A 19864-nucleotide genomic window follows, 5' to 3' on the forward strand; every position below is an offset into this window, starting at 1 on the left:
CTCAGATGCGAAGAGCCTGTAAGGGGAACCAACCGCGGGCCGAGATCGCTCGGAAGGCCGCTGCAGATGGTTCAGCAAAGCCGTTGAAGTCCAAAGGTCGATTGTTCGCGAAGCGCTGAAGGGTTGCACTCTTCGCTTGACAGAGTTTCAGCGTAGTAATTCGTTCAATCTGCTCGAGCAGGTCGTCCGATGGTTGAACGAGGGCAAAGGTCAACGATTCTGCGTCGGCTCGAGGATCGAGTAAGCGGAGCAATTCCATAGTGGTCAGGTCGTTGGCAAGAGCGACCCGCTCCAAGTATGAGTCGAGTGCCTCTCCGTCTGAGAGCTGCACCCGGCTTGGCAGGGGCTCGGTCGGGCTGGCCATGACAGTCATCCGACTTGATCTTGGATGCGGTGGAGGACTTGCTCACCGCAGCGTCGCTGGAGACCTCGCCCCTCGACTTCCGCGACTACTGAATCGCGCAGGTCGAGAAGCTGCAGCTTCTGTTCGACCGTCAATTGTGCGTCAACTCGCCAGATGTCTTCGAGGGGCACGACACTGTCCGAGATCACCTTCGGCTGTTGCTCGGGGCTTTGCATCCACAGCCAGTATTCAAGGACCTGTCGAGTTTCCGGGTCATTGCCGATTTCTGGCATCAGCCATCTGACAGCCGGGCCGGGTAGCCCGATCCTGCCGGCGGTTAAAACGGGTGTTAGTTGATTTGTCAGAATCGTTGTCAGCTCCGCAGCGAACGTGGAGGATGCGATGGGAGATGCCTCAACCGAGCCAATCAGAGCACTAGCGCGGCGGCCAGTTCCTGCCGTGGCTTGGGCTTGAATGCCCGGTCCGTTTCTGTACGTAGTCACGGCTTCATGAACGTCGTTACAGGCCTGTCTGCGCGCGTTCCACATCGCAGCAGCGCCTTCACGCACACGTGAGTCCTCACGATGTAAGGCGTTCCAATCTGGATCCCCTGCAGCGAGGTAGATCGTCGGGACAGCGCCTTCGTGAAGTCCGCCCGCATCGACGAGTTTGGCGATTCGTCTTCCGACTCGCATCAGGTTCGAGATTTCTTCCAACGCCTGTAATCGCGCCTCCTCCTGATCTCGCCTAGGCTCCGTCTGGCTGGCGGGTCGTTCGCAGAGAACTCGGAGGTTAGTCGCCATTGCCCTGTCGAATCCGCTACAGGTCACGATCGGTAGAAGGCAGTTGAGCAGTATCGCCGCCTGTAGGGGGGTTAGAACTGCCTGCCCCGTTGTGATCTGGACTTTCTCTAGCCACGTCAGCACGTGCTCTGTCCCAGGTTGGACCTCGTGGGGTCTCACTGCCTTGCTTAAGCGTCGCAACTGCTTCATGTGGGAAAGTAGCCGGCCAGTGACGATAAAGGCATCGTGGTTGTCGCGAAGCAGATTGTTGGCGCGAGCTTGGAGCGCCAAGACTCTATCACTCGCCACGACTGCTCTGTGCGGCCCTGCGTCGTTGACTTCGAGGAAGACGCCGTGCTCTTCGCAGGCAAAACGCAACCAGGTCTTCTCGCAGTGCGAGCGGATTCCGTGCACTTCACATTCCGGGCACACCCACCGCCTGCCCTGAAGGAGCCCTACGAGTCGGGGAGTAGGGCTCCGCTGGCGATGGCGAACCGACATCGCATCAAGTTCATCTGAACTCACGGACAGGCGCTGTGCAAGCTCGCTCAGTGGAATTTTCTTGCGGTTCGAGAGATTCTCTGGCGTCAGCCCGTCGCACCCCTTAAGTAGAAGCGATACGGGAACGTCATTCGCGTCAGCGCACCGTTGGACGAACGACGCCAGGGTTTCCTGCCTGGCTGGTGAGAGGCGTGTGGGCAGCTGAGTGGGCTGGTCGGTGGTGATCATGATCGAGCCCCTTCCAACGCGGCTTGTCGAGCTTCAGCGCGTGCGCTAAGTGGTACCGCTTTGATATGGGCCCCAGTAATCACTCCGGTTCCATCCTCGATTGCGCGGCCGGCACATTCGGTAAGAAGTTCACGCACATCGCCCAGATACCCTTGTGTCCTCTTCCACAGCAGTCCCGCGAACTCATCGTGGAGCACGCCAGTTGAAAGCCCAGGGAGATATAGCGCTAGAGCACGCTCCTGCGCCACCAACATGGTCTGCCACTTTAGCTTTCCTTCGTTCGTGTCAACTTCTATCGGGCCCAAAAAGTGTGCTTTCAGCCTCGCGGCGATCTGCGGATCTGTGAGCAGCTCACCCCCCTCGAGGTTTGCGCCCACTAGGACGATTGAGGCGCCCAGTTCACCGAGCTCAGTATTTAGTACCTTGACGTGATCAAGTACCTCTCTTCCGATCTTTTGTCCGGTGTTGAGCAGGTGTGCGTCGTCGATGATCAGTAATCGCACGAGATGCCGCTCACACGCTCTCAGAACTCGTCCAGTCTGGAGACGTGCTACGCCCTCCCCCGGGAGCGCTAAGAACTCAAGGATCACTGAATTCAGGTCCTTCACCTTCGCGGCAGACGGCAAATTTACCCAGCAGACCGGAACCACGTCGCGCTCCTTCTCAGGATCTGGGTACCAAACTGGCCTGCCATCCGGTCCAGAGGTCGGGTACCCCAGCGCCGATTCTCTGTATCGTTCCATCGCCCAGCGCTTGACGAACGTGCTTTTCCCCGCGCCGTTCGGACCGGTAACCGACATGAATGTCCTCGCCCCAGGCGGGGAATCATTGTTAGCCCTTACGGTCTCGGATAGATGACGCGCAATAGCCTCCCGGTCCGGCGTCGTAAAAAATTGAGTGCGATACCACTTTCTGACCTGAGCTGCATATTGTTCACGGACTTCAGGGCTAGCCGAGCGGAGCTCCGTAGCCGTGAGTCGGTCCGGTTCCTTGCCGTCCATCGCGATGCTCGCCCGGTGCCACCGATGCGCCGTCATTGCTTCTCATTTGCGTAGTCAAGTGTCAGCCGGCCCCAAGGGGCGTCGAAGTCGATTGGGCTCGTACTCAGCGTTTCCGTCGTAGTCGGATGCGGAGACAAAGGAGTCCGTGATTGCGCATCCACAGCCTCGTTGATGTCACGACGAGATTGCTGCCGTCGTAATCGCGCTGCGCGGATCCGCGCTGGCTCGTCGAAATTCTCAGCATGCGTGGTGAGCTCGATAAGTTCTTCAGCAATGAGGTGCTGGGACCACTCGCGGGAGATCATCTTCTTACCGCCTCGGTTCTTGGCAACCTTCCACGCGGCATCTACAAGTGCGTCAGTCATGGGCGCGTGTGTCAATCCGGCGCCCTTCCAGGGAACCTCGTTGACCTCGTTGGTTTCTGGGTCGCGGAACCACAGCCTGCTCAGGTCGTGAGGATCACGGTAGAACGGCGCGGCGGCGTCCTTCTCACGAAATCGCCCTTTCCGACCGTTCCGGTACTCATCGAGGCATTCGGCGTCGAAGATGAGGTTCTTGCACTTGATTCCGCCATGTGAAATTACTGCCCAGTGAATTGGGAGGAAGTCGAAAACCATGTCGGCGCGCTGGGGGACATCGATGCAACCCGTAAGTTCGGTGAGCATGTCCCACATCTCGAGCGGCGTGAATCTCGCTTTGGGCTCTCCCGGAACGCGCAGTCCCGCGTGTTCTGTCCGGTGGTAGTCCAAGCTCACAAATCTCCGGAGGTGCTGCTCTAGTTCGTTAGCGGTTAGTAGGGCTTCTGTGTCGACCTTGGCGCCGCGCTCGCCAGTGTTCCTGCCCTTGTATCCAGGGATTTGCTGCCACGCACGTTGCAATGTCTCATGGAACCGCTCGATATGCGGGTTGTCAGTTGGTCTGCCGCCTCGTGTCGGCAGGAAATCGATTCCGAGCGACGCAAGAGTGTCTTGAAAGTGCGCGGACATGAAGTTAGAGCCGTGATCACTTCGCACTGCATCTGGCAACACTGACGGGATAGCGTGCTCACCCTGAAGGGTTGTGTAGTCCGGCAGTACGTCAGTCTTCCCGTCAGCCGTGGTCATCAGAGATACCTGACCCGGCAATCCGCACCACCTCCAGTCAGAGACGGATGTCCCTTCGACGAGCATGGAGAAAGGTCGGCACACGTCGTATAGGAGTAGAGCCGCGTCAACTGCGTCAGCGGACTTTGGGACCACGCGCAACGCCAGCACGACTCGTGTCGCCACATCGATCGCGGTGAGAACTTCGACACTGAAGACTTCTCCAGTTCCCACGTCCCTCACCAGACAGTCCGCTCGGGTCGCGTCGATCGCTACGACCTGCCCGGGCCGCATGGCCGGGTAGTGCTCGTAGCCCGAGGTGTTTCGCAGTGAGCGGGTCTTCTGGGTACGCGTCGTCGCACCACGCGTGAACATGAGCCACGAGAGGTACTGGGATTTGATGCGCTTCGCTGGCTGTTTGTATTCCACTCCACTTTGCTTGAGCGCAACGGTGATTCTTCGGTCCAGCTCCGCGATGTTGACCGCGGACCGGTCCCCGTCGAAGGTGCGGGCGAGCGTTTCCGCGACCTCTCGATAGGCCTCATCGATCTGCGCCCATTCCTTCCGGGGTTTCAGCGCACGGCCATCAATCAACCCGACAAGTCCGTCTCGTCGCCAATTCTGGACCCAGCCACGAATCGAACTACTTGAGGGGGAGCTACCAGCCTTGCCCCCCTGGGCGAGTTTGCGTTGACGGGTCCGGTCCACCTCAAACTCGCTTGCCAAATGAGCCGCCATCGCGTTTGCTCGAGCTGTCTCAGATACGCCACTGTGTGAGCCAAACGGATGCCGCGGCTCTCCGGGCCGCGCTAGGTCCGGGTGCCCGTCTCGATAGCCTGTCAAGACCTCTTGGACGACCTCGAGCTTGAACAGCGCGGCTTCTCTCGCGCTTACTGAAAGTGCGTCCCACAACGGTTGTAAGGCCGCGGAGGCAGCAGCCACCCTGCCGTCGTCTATCTGACGCGCTTCGGTTAGCTCGCCAAAGTTGATGACTTCTTCCGCCCCCGTAACCGTTTTGACCTCCAATCCACCCGGGAGAACTCCAGTGACGCGGTACAAGCCACCGGGCATCAGGATCAGGTCGCCACGCTTGATCGGCGTACGCGCGTTAGGGCGCCTAACACTCACAGCGCACCTACCGAGGTTCGAATCTCGCTGTTGAGGTCGATTCGACGCTGTAGATCACACGCGAGGTCTCCAGACCAGATGAGATGCCAAATCCCAGCTTTGACCCTTCCATCCCCCTGGTCCAAGCGCATCAACTCGCCTAGCGCCACTACTGCATGAAGTCGAACCTCCTCGATGATGAGAGGCCGCACGGAGTCGATCCAGCTCGGTGGCCGACGAAATCCTTGCAGCCACAACAAATTCAGCTTCTCCACCCGGTCAAGCTCGGCGAACAATTTGTAGCTCCACCCAAAAGCCGCACATGCTTCTCTCGTGACCGGAACGGCTTCGAGGAACTCCGCGTCCTGTTTCTCAACCGGCCGGGCATCCCAGATCGTCACCAACTTGGACGCGTCAACCGACAGGACATCAGGAATATGGGACTTTCGTCCCGATGGCGTCGCCCATGAGACTCGGCATGGTTGAGGGACCAACCACTGCACTTGCGGGTCTCTATCCAGTTTCCGCACGAGGTCGTGCTCAAGGCCGGACTCGACGTCCAGCACCCGACCGACGGTCTGACTCCATGCTCTGGCGGGGATGTTCTTCGACCGCGTACTTGCACGAACTTTCCGGAACGGCGTGATACATGAGAAGTCGGTTGGCGGAAGGCCCTCCGACCAATCCCGTGCCTCCGGCTTGCCTTCCCACCGGAAAGACCATGTGATTGCGGTCATCAGGCACCTCGCCAGGGGTTGACGAGCCGGGTTTCGAAACTGTCTGCTAGAAAAGACAAGGGAATCCTCCACTGAGGTAAGTCCTGCTATCACAGGTGAAGTCCCACGCGAAAGCGTGGGCGGATCCAGCGAGAAGGTCGGGTGGCACCCCGGCCTTCTTTCGCATTTCGGCGCTCTACGTCGCCCGTGTTGTTCTAAGTCGTCGCCGCCCCCGAATCCCCAAGAGCCTGCGCAAGAAGGTCAGCGACAACGCCACTAACTGGCTTCTGGTTTCGGTTCGCCGTCTCATAGATCCGCGCGGCCAGCTCCGCGGGCAGCCGCGCGGAAACGAGGACTCGCTCGTTCGGCTTCAATTGCTGCGCACGCAAACGAGGCCTGCCCGTTCGCGCAGGCTGAAGATCAACGCGAGGTGCATGATCAGCGGGCGACATGGTTGGCCTCCAAGCACGGGTCGGAGTAGACATCCGTCCTCGGAACTCACGTTATGCCTCGTGACCTGCACCGTCCACGAAACCGCAAAACTCGACCACTACATTCGTAAAGCCAACAACGTTCGTAGCCTTTTGACCAGCATCTATGCACTTCCCAGAACTTCTAGATTGACCGAGCCGTAGCGGTCGGTCTACTGATGATTCTGGATTTCACCTGGTCAAAAGGATTCTGACGCCCCAATAGCTGGTTCACCCGTCAATCTAGAAGGTCATTTCGTCAATCTAGACCGCACAGCGACACGCGGCAGCTACAGCCCCCGCGCCATGTCCACGAAACGCGAGTAATGGAGCTGATGCGCCACCGTGATCGTGGACGTGGGACCACCGCGGTGCTTGCCCAGGATCAGGTCCGCCTCGCCGGCCCGAGGGTCGTCGCGCTCGGAGGCGTCCGGGCGGTGCAGCAGCATGACGATGTCGGCGTCCTGCTCCAGTGAGCCGGACTCACGCAGGTCGGACACCTGGGGCCGCTTGTCGGTTCGCTGCTCGGGGCCACGGTTCAGCTGGGAGATCGCGATCAATGGGACGTCGATCTCCTTGGCCAACAGCTTGAGCTGACGAGAGAACTCGGAGACCTCCTGCTGACGGGACTCCACCTTCTTGCCCGACGACATCAGCTGCAGGTAGTCCACCACGATCAGCCGCAGGTCGTGCTTCTGCTTGAGCCGGCGGGCCTTGGCGCGGATCTCCATCATCGTCATGTTGGGCGAGTCATCGATGAACAGCGGCGCCTCGGAGATCTCCCCCATGCGCCGCGCCATCCGGGTCCAGTCCTCATCGCTCATCTTGCCCGACTTCATATCGGACAACTTCACGCGCGCCTCCGCGCTCATGAGGCGCATGACGATCTCCGTACGGCTCATCTCCAGCGAGAACACCACCGAGGAGAGCCCGTGCTTGATGGAGCAGGACCGCATGATGTCCAGGCCGATGGTCGAGTTGTGCGTGGGGATCGCGGTGGGCCCGGCCAGATACAGGTGATTGGCGGCGGCGACCTCGATGCACCTGACCGGGACGCTCTCCGCACTGCGCACGTCGGTGATGAGCCGGGCCGCCCGGCCGGAGCCGGGATTCTCGGGGACGACGATGCCGAAGTCGCAGACCAGCATGAGGGTGTCGAGTGACTTGGTGGTGACGACCTGCTCGGTGCCGCCCATTTCGATACGCCACTCGTGCTCGGCGTCGGCGACCAGCTCGGTGCCGTCGTTGAACCGCACTGTGAAGCACGGGCGGTCCTGCCACACCTCGGTCACGGCGACGACCTCGGTGGGCTGCCCGTCGGCATCCAGCACCCGGTCCCCCACGGCGACCTCGCCCATGGTGGTCTGCCCGTCGGGCGTGGGCAGGACGGTGTCGAGGGCCAGCGCCTTACCCACGCCGGGGCGGGCGGCGATGATGATCATCTGGCCACCGTGCAGACCGTTGGTCACGGCGTCCAGGTCGGCGAATCCGGTGGGCACACCCTGGGCGAGCCCACCAGCGGTGTGGATCGCGTCGATCTCGTCCATCGTGGGCTGCAGCAGCTCCTCGATGATCACGAAGTCCTCGGTGGTGCGTCGCTCGGTGACCTCGAAGATCTCCGCCTGGGCGCGGTCCACCACTTCGGCGACGTCCGCGCCCTCGGACCCCGAGTAGCCGAACTGCACGATCCGGGTGCCGGCGTCGACCAGGCGGCGCAGCACCGCCTTCTCCGCGACGATCTGCGCGTAGTACCCGGCGTTGGCCGCGGTGGGGACGGTGGAGATGAGCGTGTGCAGGTACGGGGCACCGCCGGCACGGCGGAGGTCGCCCCGGCGGTCGAGCTCGGCGGCCACGGTGACGGCGTCGGCCGGCTCACCGCGTGCGTACAGGTCGAGGATGACGTCGTAGATCGCCTGGTGCGCGGGCTTGTAGAAGTCGCCCGGCTGGATCTCCTCCACCACGTCCGCGATGGCGTCCTTGCTCAACAGCATCCCGCCGAGCACGGACTGCTCGGCGGTGAGGTCCTGCGGCGGGGTGCGGCCGAACTCTCCGCCGCCGCCCTCGTCCGGCGGAGGCGGCATCTCGCCGGGACCGCTGAATCCCCCCTGCGCCATGACCGCTCCTCTCCGCCGTAGAACTCGTACCGTCACCGAACCCGATCGGGCGCCAACCCGAATGGGCACCGACCCTGAACAGGCGCCGAGCGACCTCTCCACTGTAGGTCACCCCGCCGACACGCCCGGCGCCCTGCCCACCCGGTTATCCCCAGGTTTGTCCACATTTGCGAGAGAGCACCTGTGGACAACTGTGAATGGATGTGGGTTACGCAGGGCCGATGGGCGTATCACTGTGGACAACCGGTGGAAACCGCTGGCCACTTTCAGCAAAACCGCAGGTCACCATCATCGTCGCAGGTCGCGGCGCCGGTGGAGAACGGCGCTTACCACGTCACAAACAGGGACACAATGGATAACGAAAGATGAACGGCACTGATCCGAGAACCGTCCGGACCCTAGGCATTACAACTAGTTATCCACAGGCCGTCCACAAAAGCGAGGGCCCCGACCGTCACTGTGACGATCGGGGCCCTTCGCGGTGAATCAGGCGGGGACGACCTCGACCGCGACGCGCGCGGTGGTGTCGTGACCCAGGTCGACGACGACGCTGTGGGCGCCGGTCGACTTGATGTGCTCCTTGGGCATCTCGACGGCGCGCTTGTCGAGAGTCGGTCCGCCCGCGGCCTTGATGGCAGAGGCGACATCGCCCGCGGTGACCGAGCCGAACAGCTTGCCGGTGTCCGAGGTCTTGACCGCGACCTTGACGTCGGCCAGCGACTCGAGCTTCTGCTTGAGCTCGTTGGCGTGGTCCGAGTCGCGCACCTCACGAGCCTCCTGGGCCCGCTTGATGGAGTCGACCTGGCGCTCGGCGCCACGGGTGGCCACGATGGCCAGCCCGCGCGGGAGCAGGAAGTTACGACCGTATCCGCCCTTGACCTCGACGATGTCGCCCGGCGCACCGAGCTTGTCGACGTCGGCGGTGAGGATCAGCTTCATGATCCGTCTACCTTTCTTTCCTCCGACGGACCCGACCTGGGCCGGGATGTCGCGAGGTCATGTCTCATGCTTATGGGGTGGGACGCGGGTGGCGCCCCGGGGAATTCGACGCGCTCTAGAACGGGGGCTCGTCGTCCATGCCACCGAAGCCACCGGAACCGCCGGCCTGCGGGGCGCTGCCCCACGGGTCGTCGTTCTGCTGACCACGGCCCTGGCCGCCGCCGTAACCGCCCTGCGGCTGACCGCCACCCTGGAAGCCGCCGCCCTGCTGGCCGCCACCCTGGAAACCGCCGCCCTGCTGGCCGCCGCCCCCGCCGCCTTCACGGTTGGTGCGGGTCACCTTGGCGGTGGCGTACTTGAGCGACGGGCCGACCTCGTCGACCTCCACCTCGTAGACGGTGCGCTTCTCGCCCTCACGGGTTTCGTACGACCGCTGGCGCAGCCGACCGTTGACGATGACGCGCATGCCCTTCTGGAGCGACTCGGCGACGTTCTCCGCCGCCTGCCGCCAGACGTTGCAGGTGAGGAACAGGCCTTCGCCGTCCTCCCACTGGTTGGTCTGCGAATTGAAGCGACGTGGCGTGGAGGCGATCCGGAAGTTCGCCACCGCGGCACCCGACGGCGTGAACCGCAGCTCGGGGTCCGCGACGATGTTCCCGACCACTGTGATAGGGGTGTCGCCCTGTGCCATGCGCTTGTCCTCCGTGTTGAAGCCGGCGTATTACAGCCTGAGGTGGATGGTGATCGAAGGCCGACCGACCGCGCCCAGATTACCGGTGCGGTCGGACACTCCGGGTCACTTGTCGGCGCGGAGCACCTTGGTGCGGAGAACGTTCTCGTTCAGACCGAGCTGACGATCCAGCTCCTTGACCGCGTCCGGCTCGGACTTGATCTGCGCGACGGCGTAGATGCCCTCGGTCTGCTTGTTGATCTCGTAGGCGAAGCGGCGCTTCCCCCAGACATCGACCTTGTCGACCGATCCGCCCTCTTGCCGGATCACGTTGAGGAACGTGTCCAGCGACGGCGCCACGGTGCGCTCGTCGAGACTCGGATCGAGGATGACCATCACTTCGTATTGACGCATGGGACCTCATCACCTCCTGTGGACTACAGATTCGGCCACGGTGTCTCCGTGGCAGGAGGGTCGTTGCGTCAGCAACCGCTCAAGGCTACCCCGGTGACCTCGGCAGACGAAATCACCGTCGGCGGCGGCAGCACCGTCGCACGGGCGCGCCACCCCCTCACAGGTCGTCGAGTCTGACGTAGCCGTCCTCCACCGCTCGCAGCAGCAACCGGACCTTGGTCCGCGCGGGCCGGCCGACGGCGTCGTACTTGGAGCGCACCCGCTGGATGTAGGTGCTGACGGTGGAGTCGGCCAGGAACAGCCGCTCGGTGACCTCGCGCTTGCTGTCCGAGGCGAGCCAGGCGATGAGGACCTCGACCTCCCGGTCACTGAGGTCCGGACGGGCCGCGGCGGGGCGGAAAGGAATCGTGGCGGTCATGGCGCCCTCTCGTTCGATGAGTTCCGATTCATTCTGGCGACGGCCGGTCACGGCGTGAACTTCCCCCGAATTGTCAGTACAAGTCCGTACGGATGCGTCCTACGATCGTATGAAACCCCAGCACATGACCTCCGAATCCCTTCCGTACGCCGGTCGCCCGGCCGTACGATGTTGACCGTGCACACCCCCCGCGAGCCCGTCGAGGGCGCAGTTGGACGATCAGCTCCTTCTCAGATTCAGACTCGGGAGGAGCTCGGCACCGCGCTCACCGCTCTCCGGGTGACGGCCGGTCTCTCGGTCCGCGACGTTGTGCGGCTGGTCCCCTCCCTGACCCTCGGGACCGCCTCCGGCTGGTTCTCGGGCCAGCACGTGCCGACCCGCGCGAGCGAGGCGACGCTCGTGGAGCTGCTCCGCCTGCTCGGTGTCGGCGGGGACGCGGGCTCGGATACGGACCCGGCCGGCACGAGCCCTGCCGGCACGGACCCCGCCCGCGCAGACTCCGCCACCGCGGCCACCATCGACGAGTGGCGGGCGGCCGTCGAGCGGGTCCGGATGCGTCCGGGGCCCCGACGCACCACCCGCCGCATGCAGAACGGCGCCCGCCCCGGGGAGACCGGCTCGTCGACGGACCCCGCTGCCCCGGCCGGGACCGACCCGACCGACGCCCGACCGACGCCCCGCTCGGCCGTGCCCCAGCCCGACGACACCGGCAGCCCGTATGTCGGCCTGCGCTCGTACCTCAGCGACGACGCCGCCCTCTTCCACGGTCGCGGGGCCGAGATCGACCAGGTCCTGGCCCGCGTGACCGCCTCACGGACGCGGCCGCTCGTCGTGGTGGGCGCCTCCGGGTCGGGCAAGTCGTCACTGCTCGCGGCCGGACTCGCCCCGCGGTGGGTCGCCGAGGGCTCGACCGTGGCGATCGTGCGCCCGGCCGGGATCACCGGCGAACTCGCGAGCGCCACCGGCCACCTCGTCGTCGACCAACTCGAGGAGCTCTGGGCGGACGAGGTGAGCCCCGCGCGCCGCGCGGAGGTGCTCGACGCGCTGGCCACCCGCGCCGCCGGGGGCCGGCCGACGATCCTCGCCCTGCGCGCGGACTTCTTCCAGCCCGCCCTCGCCGAGCCCGTCCTGCGCGACGCCCTGGACGACCCGGTGGTGATCGGCCCGCCCAGCCGCGAGCAGCTCGCCGAGATCATCGTCGAGCCCGCACGCTCCCTCGGCTACACGGTCGAGCCGTCGCTGGTGAACCTGCTGCTCGACGCGGTCGCCCCCGCCGACGGCGGCGCCGACGAGCGCTCCCTCCTGCCGCTGCTGTCCCACGTGCTGCTGGTGTGCTGGGAGCGCAGTCGCCGCCGTCGCATCACCGTGGACGACTACTACTCCTCCGGCGGGGTGGAAGGCGCCGTCCGCGCGTCGGCGGAATCCGTCTACCAGGAACTGGATCCGGCGGGCCGGGCCGCGTGCAGGACCCTGTTCCTCCGGCTGGTCGACGTCCGTTCCGCCCGTCCCGTCCGCCGCCACGCCCCGCTCGCCGAGCTGTCCGAGAACCTCCTCGTCGTCGCCACCCCCTTCGCCCACGCGGGCCTGCTCACCGTCGACGGCGAGGCGGTGACCCCCACCCACGAGGTGCTCTTCTCCTCGTGGCCGCGCCTGGTCGACTGGATCGACGCGGACCGGGAGGGCCTGCGCACCCTGGCGCGCGTGCGCTCCGCCGCCGCCGACTGGGAGGGGTCGGGGCGCGACGAGTCCGCGTTGCCCCCCGCGTCGGCGACCGCGGACTACCTGAGGTGGAGGGACGACGACGACGGCCCCAGCGCCCACCTGGCGGAATCGGAGCGGCAGTTCCTCGCCGCCGCCGAATCCCATCACCGATCCGTCGCCCGGAGGGACCGCAGGCGCATCCGTACACTGACCGTGCTGGCCGCGTCGTTGGCGGTGGTGACCGTCCTGGCCCTGGTCGCGAGCGGTGTCGCACTCCGCGCCGGCGCGGACGCCCGCCACACCCGCGACGTGGCCCTATCCCGCTCCGGCTCGGTCTCCTCCACCACCGCCTTCTCCCGCGACCCCGGCCTGGGCCGCGCGTTGGCCCTGGCCGCCTACCGGATCCACCCCACCACCGAGGCGCGCTCGGCGCTACTCAACACCAGCCGCGCCGACGTGCCACTGCGGTTCGAGGCCGCCCCCGGCAGTGGACGGGTCATCGCGCTGCCGGACGACGGCGGTGTCGCCGCCGTCAGCTCGGACGGCGTCCTGCGCATCTTCCGCGCGGGCGACCCCGCCGCGGTCGCGACCCTCGCCCTGGGCGCCGGGGAGCGCCACGAGCTGTACGCCGCCGCCCTGTCGCCGGGCGGCTCGGTCCTCGGGGTCGCCGGACAGGGCGCGGTGCACCTGGTCGACCTGCGCGATCCCACGGAGCCCACGATCCTGGCCGCCCTCGAGGAGGGTGCCGGGCCGTTCCACTCCGTCGCCTTCTCCCCCGACGGCACCACCCTCGCGGCCGGCACCGGTGACGGCCGTGTCCTGCGGTGGCCGCTGGACATGCGCGGCGGGGCGCTGGCCGTCACCGACCAGCGGGCGCGGGTCGCCGTCCCCGATCCCGGGGCCGAGGTCGCCAAGCCCGTCGAAGCGCTGGCATGGCTGCCCGACTCCCGGACCCTGCTGGCGGCCAACCGCACCGCGGGCGTCAAGACGCTGCTCGACGCCGACGCGTCCGGCCGGGGTCACCGCGGACCGGACCTCGACACCGGGCCGGTCGCGATCCCGCTCGCCCTCGCGGTGAGTCCCGACGGCACCCGGATTGCGGCCGGGACCACCGACCGGTCCGTGCAGCGCTGGCAGCTGGACGGCGACGGCGGTGCTGGCGGCGCCGCCGTCCTCGAGGGTGCCCGCCCGCTACCCGAACTGACCGGGTGGAACGCCTACGTCCACGACGTCACCTATGACGACCGGGGACGGCTCGCCGCCGCCGGCTCCGACGAGCGGGTCCGCGTCTACGACCCCGTCGGCCGGATGCTCACCGAATTGCCGGCCTCGCAGGTCGCGACCGGGGTCCGCTTCACCGACTCCGACCGCCTCGTGACCTATTCGGTCGACGGCCTGGTCCGACTCTGGCCGCTGGGACGCCTGGGCGCGGCCTCGGAGTCCAACTCGATCTTCCAGACCGCGTCCTCGGCGGATCGGACCACCGGGGTCCTCGGCGTCACCGCCGCGGAACTGCACTACACCGTCGTCGACACCACCGGCCCGGTCCCGCGCGAGACCGGCCGCGTCGTCCCCGACGCCGGGACCCGGTTCTCCGGCTCCGTGGCCATGTCCCCCGACGGGCGCGTCGTCTACGCGGGGCTCGCCGACGGGGGCCTGCAGGTGTTCACCGCGCCGTTCGGGCCCGCCACCCGCCCGGTGGCGGCCCTGCCCGTGACCTCCGGGGTGGTGGTGGCCAGCCCGCTCAGCCCCGACGGGCGCACCCTGGCCGTGTGCAGCGACACCAGCCCCGACCTGGGACTGGTCGACGTCACCGATCCCGCCGAGCCCACGCTCCGGGTCACGGTGCCGCTGCCCGACCCGTGCGTCGTCGCCGAGTTCTCGGCCGACTCCGGGCAACTCGTCGTGCCGACCCTCGGGCCCGAGACGGTCGTCCTCGACACCACCGACCCCGACCGGCCGACCGTCGCCCACCGGCTCACCACCGGGATCGGCGCCTCGCCGTCGGCCGGGTACGCGCCCGGCTCGCCACTGCTGGCCACCTCCGGCGGGGACAAGACGATCCGCCTGTGGGACATGGCCGACGCGACCGCGCCCCGCGAACTGTCCTCGTTCACCGCGCCGCCCGGGGAGATCTACTGGACCGCGTTCTCCGCGGACGACGACCTGGTCATGCTCACCTCGAGCACCGGCCAGGTTACCGTGGTGGACGTGTCCGACCCTGCCGGGCCGCAACCGTGGGCGGTTCTGGGATCGACCACCGATCCCCTGCTCTACCAGGGCCGCAGCGCCTCACCCACGGGCGGCCTGCTCGCGGTGGGCGTCGAGGGCGCCATGTGGATGTGGCAGCTCGACCCGGACCGGGTGGTGAGCGAGGCCTGCGCCGGTGGCGTGCAGCTCACCGCCGAGGAGTGGGATCGGCACTTCCCGGACACCGAGCCGTTCGACCTGTGTGGCTGAACGGGTCGCGCAGTGGGAGCGCCGGGCCGCTGACCGGGGGCAGGGGCGGTGCGGGGGCGGTCAGCCGTGTTGGAGGCCGATCGTCAACGCCTGCGTGACCGGGATGACGGTGAGGAACAGGAAGGCCGCCACCGTCCAGCCGATCCACACGGGTTGGCGCCACCCGGCCCGGTAGCCGCCGGCAGCGGTGACCATGCAGATGAAGCCGATCAGGATGTAGACGAACATCCAGATCATGGAGTTGGTGCTCATGGGGCGGCGTCCTCTTTCCGGGGGGCGTCGACGGGGTCGCGCCTCGCGGGCGGGGCGACGACGAGGGGTTCGTCCGGGTCGGCGAGCACCCCGGCCAGCGGGTCCGGGCCCTCGGGCGTGCCCTGGTGCGTCATGCGGACGCGGTCCAGGTGGGGGCGGTAGATCTCGAGGATGACCACGGCGCAGATCGCCACGACCAGCAGGTCGCGGACCAGGACGAGTGGGTGGAACACGTCCGCGCCGATCCCCTTGTTGTCCACGCCGTGGAAGTACGACATGTGCGCCACCCAGAGCAGGGCGTCGAACGCCATCCACGGCAGCAGGAGCCGCACGCGGGGGACGGCGAGCACCGCGAGGGGCACCAGCCAGAGCGAGTACTGCGGACTCCACACCTTGTTCGTGAGCAGGAAGAACGCCACGATGAGGAACGCCAACTGCGCGACCCGGGGGGTGACGGGCGCAGTGAGTCCGATGACGAGCACCGCGATGCAGCCGAGCGCGAACAACACCAACGACACCAGGTTGAGGGTCGCGGGGGCCTCCCCCGCCGCGCGGGCCGCGTCGAAGCCCTGCCACCCGGTGAGGGTCTGGATGACCGCGTAGATGCTCTCGGGATTGGCGGGCCTGTCCGAGTTGAGTCGGTAGAACTCCCGCCAGCCCTCGGGGAACGGGATCATGATCGGCAGGTTCACGGCCAGCCAGGCCACCACCGCCGCCGCGGCCGCCTTACCCAGCTCGGCGAAGCGCCGACGGCGCAGGGCCACCACCAGAAGTGCGCCGAACAGGAACAGCGGGTACAGCTTCGCCGCCACGCCCAGGCCCAGCACGACCCCGGCCCAGACCGGGCGCGAACGGGCCCACAGCAACAGCGCGACGGAGGCGAACGCGATCGCCATCAGGTCGTAGTTGGTGAAGGCCTGGAAGATGATGAGCGGGCTGGCCGCCATGAGCAGCGTGTCCCAGGGCCTGCGCCCCGCGGACTGGTAGGTGGCCCATACGGCGATCATCCACGCCATCGCGAGCAGGACGCTGCCCAGGACGAAGTACTTGGCCACCTCGATGAGCCCGCCGGGGAAGACCGCGTGCCAGGCCTGGGCCGCCTGGGCCGTGACGTACTGGAACATCCCGGACAACACCGGGTACTCCATGTAGCGGACCTCGCCGTTGTCGGCGATCCACATGTACTTGTACGGGAAGGCGCCGGTGTCCAACCCCTCGGCCGAGTACAGCGGCAGCGGGTCCGCGTAACACGCCTTGTAGTACTGGCGGCCGTCCCAGTTGAGGCCCGGCTGCGAACCGTCGGTGGGGTGGGTGGTCTCCAGGCAGGCGGACTTGGAGAAGAACCCGAACGCCAGGAAGATCACGGCGAACAGCATGATCACGCGCAGCGGCGTCCAGAACCGTTGACGGCCGACCACCGCGTGACGACCGACCGGCCCACCCCACGCCGCGATGGCCTCCGCGCCGACCCCGTCACCGGGGCGGACCCGCTCGTGCGGCTCCAGGGAGCGGAGGTCGTCGTCGAGCGGCAGCGGGGAGATACGGCCGTTGCTCTGCACGGTCACACCCTAGCGGCGGGGGCGGGGGCCGGTCGCCCGGGATCAGGCCCCGTCGTCCCCGCCGCCTGCGCCACCGGTGCCTCCGTCTCCGCCGGTGCCGCCACCGGCATCAGCACCACCGCCGCCGGGGACCGGGGCGGGCTCGGGCGCGGGCGCCGGGGCGGGTGCGGGTGCCGGCGCACCGGCGCCCGGGATGACGATCTCCGGCAGTCCGGGGACCTGGAGCGTGAGCGGGCCGGGAGCCTGCGGCGCCGGCGCGGGCTGGACCGGGGCCGGGGCCTGACTGGCCTGGGGGACGTAGTCATCGGTGCCGGCACCGGTACCGGTCCCGCCCGTGGTGCCCGAACCGCTCCCGTAGGACTGCCCCTGGGACGCGCCGGCCTGGCCGCCGATGTACCCGGGCTCGGGGAAGCTCTCCCATTCCGTGCCGGACAGGGCGCCGTCCATCGCGGACTTCCAGATGTCGGCGGGCAGCGACGCGCCGTACATGGTGCCGCCCCAGGCGTTGAGCAGCGGCTGGTTGTCGTCGGTCCCCACCCAGACGGCCGTCGCGATCGACGGGGTGTAGCCGACGAACCAGGCGTCCTTGTTGTACCCGGTCTCGCCGAGCTGGGTGGTGCCCGATTTCGAGGCCGAGGGCCGCCCGCCGGCCAGCGAGTGACCGTTCGAATAGGCAGCGATGGGCTGCATCGCGGAGGTGAGGTTGTTGGCGACGTCGGGGTCGACCACCTCCTCGCCCTCGATCGAGGAGTTGTCCAACAGCACCTCGCCGTCGGCGGTCTCGACCCGCTCGATGAAGTGGGTCGGCCGGTGGACGCCCTCTGCGGCGAAGGTCGCCAGGCCGGTCGCCATGTCCCGCACGCGGATCGGGTACTGGCCCAGGATGAGGCCGTCGTAGGGATCCTCGCCCTGCTCGCTCAGCGTCTCCCACGGTAGACCCGGGATCTGCTTGGGGATGCCGGTGCGGTGGGCCATGTCGCGGACGTCGTTGGCCCCGTTGTCCAGCATGCGCTGGAGCCGGATGAACGAGGTGTTGAGCGACAGCAGCAACGCCTGGGAGATGGAGCACGAGCCACAGGACCGGCCGTCGACGTTGGTGACCGTGACGTTGCCGGTGGTCACCGGTGCGGACGAGATCTGGGTCCCCAGGCCGATGCCCTGATCGAGAGCGGCGGCGACGCCGAAGATCTTGAACGTCGAACCGGTCTGCAGGGGGGCGTTGGCGTAGTCCCAGCCCTCGGCCTCCTCGCCGCCGTAGTACCCGATCACGCCGCCCGTCTTGGGATTGATCGAGACGATGGCGGTCCGGTTCTCCGGCCTCTCGCCCTGCATGTTCGACCGGGCGGCGTCGACGACCGCCGACTGGGTCTGGGGGTCGATCGTCGTGGTGATCTTCAGGCCCCGCGTGTTGAGCATCTGCTCGTCGATCCCGGCGGCCGCGAGCTCGCCCAGCACCTGACGGCGGATGGGTCCGTTGCTCGGGTCGCCGACGTTCTGCTCGATCGCCTGCGGGTCTTCGACGACCTGAGGGAACGCCGCGTTGCCGCGCTGCTGGGCGTCGATCGCGCCCATCTCCCGCATCCCGTCCATGACGTAGTTCCAGCGGCCCTCGGCCGCGGCCCGGTTGTTGAGCGGGTCGAGCGCCGACGGCGACTGGATGACGCCGGCGAGCAGCGCGCCCTCCTCGATCGTGAGCGCCTCGACCGGCTTGTTGAAGTAGGCGGTGGACGCGGCGGCGATGCCGTAGGCGCCGCGGCCGAAGTAGATGGTGTTGAGGTACGCCTCGAGGATCTGGTCCTTGGACCACTCGTTCGTCATCTTGGCCGCGATGACGATCTCCTTGGCCTTGCGTTGGTACGTGGGGGCGTCACCGACCATCGTGTTCTTGACGTACTGCTGGGTGATGGTCGAGCCACCGCCCGCGCCGGCCTCGCCGGTGATCTGCCCGATCACCGCGCGACCGATGCCGGTGGGGTCGTACCCCTCGTTGGTGTAGAAACTGCGGTCCTCGGCGGCGATCACCGCGTTGCGCACGTGGACGGGGATCGCGTCGAGCTCGATGAGCGTGCGGTTGCCCTCCGGGGGCACGATCCGGCCGATCATCGTGGTGCCGTCACTGGAGTAGATCTCGGAGATCTGTTCGGTGCGGACGCTGCCGGGGCTGGGGATCTCGGTGCGGTTGTACATCACCCCCGCGATGGCCAGGGGGATCACGAGGACGACGACGGCGAGGAGGATCACCGTCGTCCAGATCGGATGGCGACGGGCCCAGCCGCGCCGGTCCGAGCTGGTGCTCCGGCCCTCGTCGGCGGACCGGTTCGTCCTGCCATTCTGCGACATGTTCTACCCTCCTGCGAGCCGACCCGTCTGGCCCGGGAGTCCCCCGGTTGCGGTGCTCTGGCGACCATTGTGTACGAAATCGCGACCGATTCTGTACTCCGGAACCCGCGTCGGGCACTCCGGGCGGGCGTCAGCTGTGTCGGCGGAGCTCTCGCGCCGCTCGTCGCACGCGCTTTCCGGCACCCGGGGTGAGCCCCACCTCGTAGGAGAGGATGAGGTGGTTCCAGGAGCAGCTGCGGCACACCTCCACCACGTGGACGGTGAACTCGTCGTGGGTCAGGGCGAGGTGCTCTATCTCGTCCCGACCGCGGGCCGACCCGGACGCCGGCCCGAGGTCGTCGCCGAACACCCAGGAGACCTCCGTGAGGTTCTCCTTGCGGCACACCGGGCAGACCGTCTCCGTCTCCACGCCGTGGAAACCGGCGGCCCGCAGGAGGTAGACGTCCGCGTCGCACACCTCGCGGAGCGAGAGCGCGCCCTCGCGCAGGCCCCCCAGCACACCGCGGCGGCGCAGCGCGAAGTCCACCACCCGTCGACGCTGTAGCGCCGCACGGCCGGTGGGGTCCTCGGGCCCCGGCGGGGGGCCGGGTCGCGGGGAGCGGGAGTCGGCCTGGTCCACGGCGTCCAGCCTACGGCCCCCGCAGCGGGCCCGGGCCGGAGCGAGCAGCGGAGCGTGCCGACACGTCGGACCGATGTCACTACTCGGTATATCGGCCCGATACATCAGCAGGTGTACAGTCTGAATCCGTCGCATGACACACGGCGCA

At 67.0% G+C, this 19864-nt stretch carries 15 protein-coding genes; 1 reads left to right on the top strand and 14 read right to left on the bottom strand.

Features of this window, described 5'->3' with window-relative positions; all coding sequences use genetic code 11:
* Position 1: 1 nt before the first annotated feature.
* The 10 genes from AYO52_RS18035 to AYO52_RS16835 form a co-directional block, all read right to left on the bottom strand.
* Positions 2 to 364 carry a TniQ family protein gene (locus tag AYO52_RS18035; RefSeq protein ID WP_172812199.1) on the bottom strand — a complete coding sequence of 121 codons (363 nt, stop codon included), beginning with the start codon at positions 362 to 364 and terminating at the stop codon, positions 2 to 4.
* Between the two features lie 5 nt (positions 365 to 369).
* Positions 370 to 1854 carry a TniQ family protein gene (locus tag AYO52_RS18040; protein WP_082924126.1) on the bottom strand — a complete coding sequence of 495 codons (1485 nt, stop codon included), beginning with the start codon at positions 1852 to 1854 and terminating at the stop codon, positions 370 to 372.
* Entirely contained in the window at positions 1851 to 2891 is a 1041-nt protein-coding gene (locus AYO52_RS18045; protein ID WP_082924127.1) for a TniB family NTP-binding protein, read from the bottom strand. Before AYO52_RS18045 ends, AYO52_RS18040 begins: the two co-directional genes overlap by 4 nt.
* Positions 2888 to 4963, bottom strand: coding sequence for a DDE-type integrase/transposase/recombinase (locus AYO52_RS18050; RefSeq protein ID WP_172812201.1), 2076 nt, complete (start codon positions 4961 to 4963; stop codon positions 2888 to 2890). The genes AYO52_RS18045 and AYO52_RS18050 overlap by 4 nt, the downstream gene beginning before the upstream one ends.
* 98 nt (positions 4964 to 5061) lie before the next feature.
* Positions 5062 to 5781: a TnsA-like heteromeric transposase endonuclease subunit gene (locus tag AYO52_RS16805; protein WP_067720001.1), complete on the bottom strand. Its 720-nt coding sequence runs from the start codon at positions 5779 to 5781 to the stop codon at positions 5062 to 5064.
* A 739-nt stretch (positions 5782 to 6520) separates the two neighbouring features.
* Positions 6521 to 8344 (bottom strand): replicative DNA helicase, encoded by a 1824-nt coding sequence (gene dnaB, locus AYO52_RS16815; protein ID WP_067720007.1) that lies wholly within the window; start codon positions 8342 to 8344, stop codon positions 6521 to 6523.
* A 486-nt stretch (positions 8345 to 8830) separates the two neighbouring features.
* Positions 8831 to 9283, bottom strand: a complete 453-nt coding sequence (gene rplI / locus AYO52_RS16820) for a 50S ribosomal protein L9 (protein WP_067720010.1) — start codon at positions 9281 to 9283, stop codon at positions 8831 to 8833.
* Positions 9284 to 9398: 115 nt separating this feature from the next.
* Positions 9399 to 9974, bottom strand: a complete 576-nt coding sequence (locus AYO52_RS16825) for a single-stranded DNA-binding protein (RefSeq protein WP_067720013.1) — start codon at positions 9972 to 9974, stop codon at positions 9399 to 9401.
* Positions 9975 to 10079: 105 nt separating this feature from the next.
* A complete protein-coding gene (rpsF, locus tag AYO52_RS16830; protein ID WP_067720016.1) occupies positions 10080 to 10367 on the bottom strand; it encodes a 30S ribosomal protein S6 in 288 nt (95 codons plus the stop codon).
* A gap of 157 nt (positions 10368 to 10524) precedes the next feature.
* On the bottom strand, positions 10525 to 10785 hold the full coding sequence (locus tag AYO52_RS16835; RefSeq protein WP_067720216.1) for a LuxR C-terminal-related transcriptional regulator: 261 nt from the start codon (positions 10783 to 10785) through the stop codon (positions 10525 to 10527).
* A 279-nt stretch (positions 10786 to 11064) separates the two neighbouring features.
* Here AYO52_RS16835 and AYO52_RS16840 point away from each other — a divergent pair, with 279 nt between their 5' ends.
* Positions 11065 to 14946 (top strand): AAA family ATPase, encoded by a 3882-nt coding sequence (locus tag AYO52_RS16840; RefSeq protein ID WP_067720019.1) that lies wholly within the window; start codon positions 11065 to 11067, stop codon positions 14944 to 14946.
* A 60-nt stretch (positions 14947 to 15006) separates the two neighbouring features.
* Here AYO52_RS16840 and AYO52_RS16845 read toward each other — a convergent pair whose 3' ends face one another.
* The 4 genes from AYO52_RS16845 to AYO52_RS16860 all read right to left on the bottom strand — a co-directional run bounded on the left by AYO52_RS16845 (position 15007) and on the right by AYO52_RS16860 (position 19716).
* Positions 15007 to 15198: a hypothetical protein gene (locus AYO52_RS16845; RefSeq protein WP_067720022.1), complete on the bottom strand. Its 192-nt coding sequence runs from the start codon at positions 15196 to 15198 to the stop codon at positions 15007 to 15009.
* On the bottom strand, positions 15195 to 16763 hold the full coding sequence (locus AYO52_RS16850) for a glycosyltransferase family 87 protein (RefSeq protein ID WP_067720024.1): 1569 nt from the start codon (positions 16761 to 16763) through the stop codon (positions 15195 to 15197). The genes AYO52_RS16845 and AYO52_RS16850 overlap by 4 nt, the downstream gene beginning before the upstream one ends.
* A 36-nt stretch (positions 16764 to 16799) precedes the next feature.
* Entirely contained in the window at positions 16800 to 19097 is a 2298-nt protein-coding gene (locus AYO52_RS16855) for a transglycosylase domain-containing protein (RefSeq protein ID WP_067720027.1), read from the bottom strand.
* A 130-nt stretch (positions 19098 to 19227) separates the two neighbouring features.
* Positions 19228 to 19716: a DUF5318 family protein gene (locus AYO52_RS16860; RefSeq protein WP_253702278.1), complete on the bottom strand. Its 489-nt coding sequence runs from the start codon at positions 19714 to 19716 to the stop codon at positions 19228 to 19230.
* Positions 19717 to 19864 lie beyond the last annotated feature (148 nt).

The organism is Dietzia sp. 111N12-1 (assembly GCF_001658045.1).
Lineage (GTDB): Bacteria > Actinomycetota > Actinomycetes > Mycobacteriales > Mycobacteriaceae > Dietzia > Dietzia kunjamensis.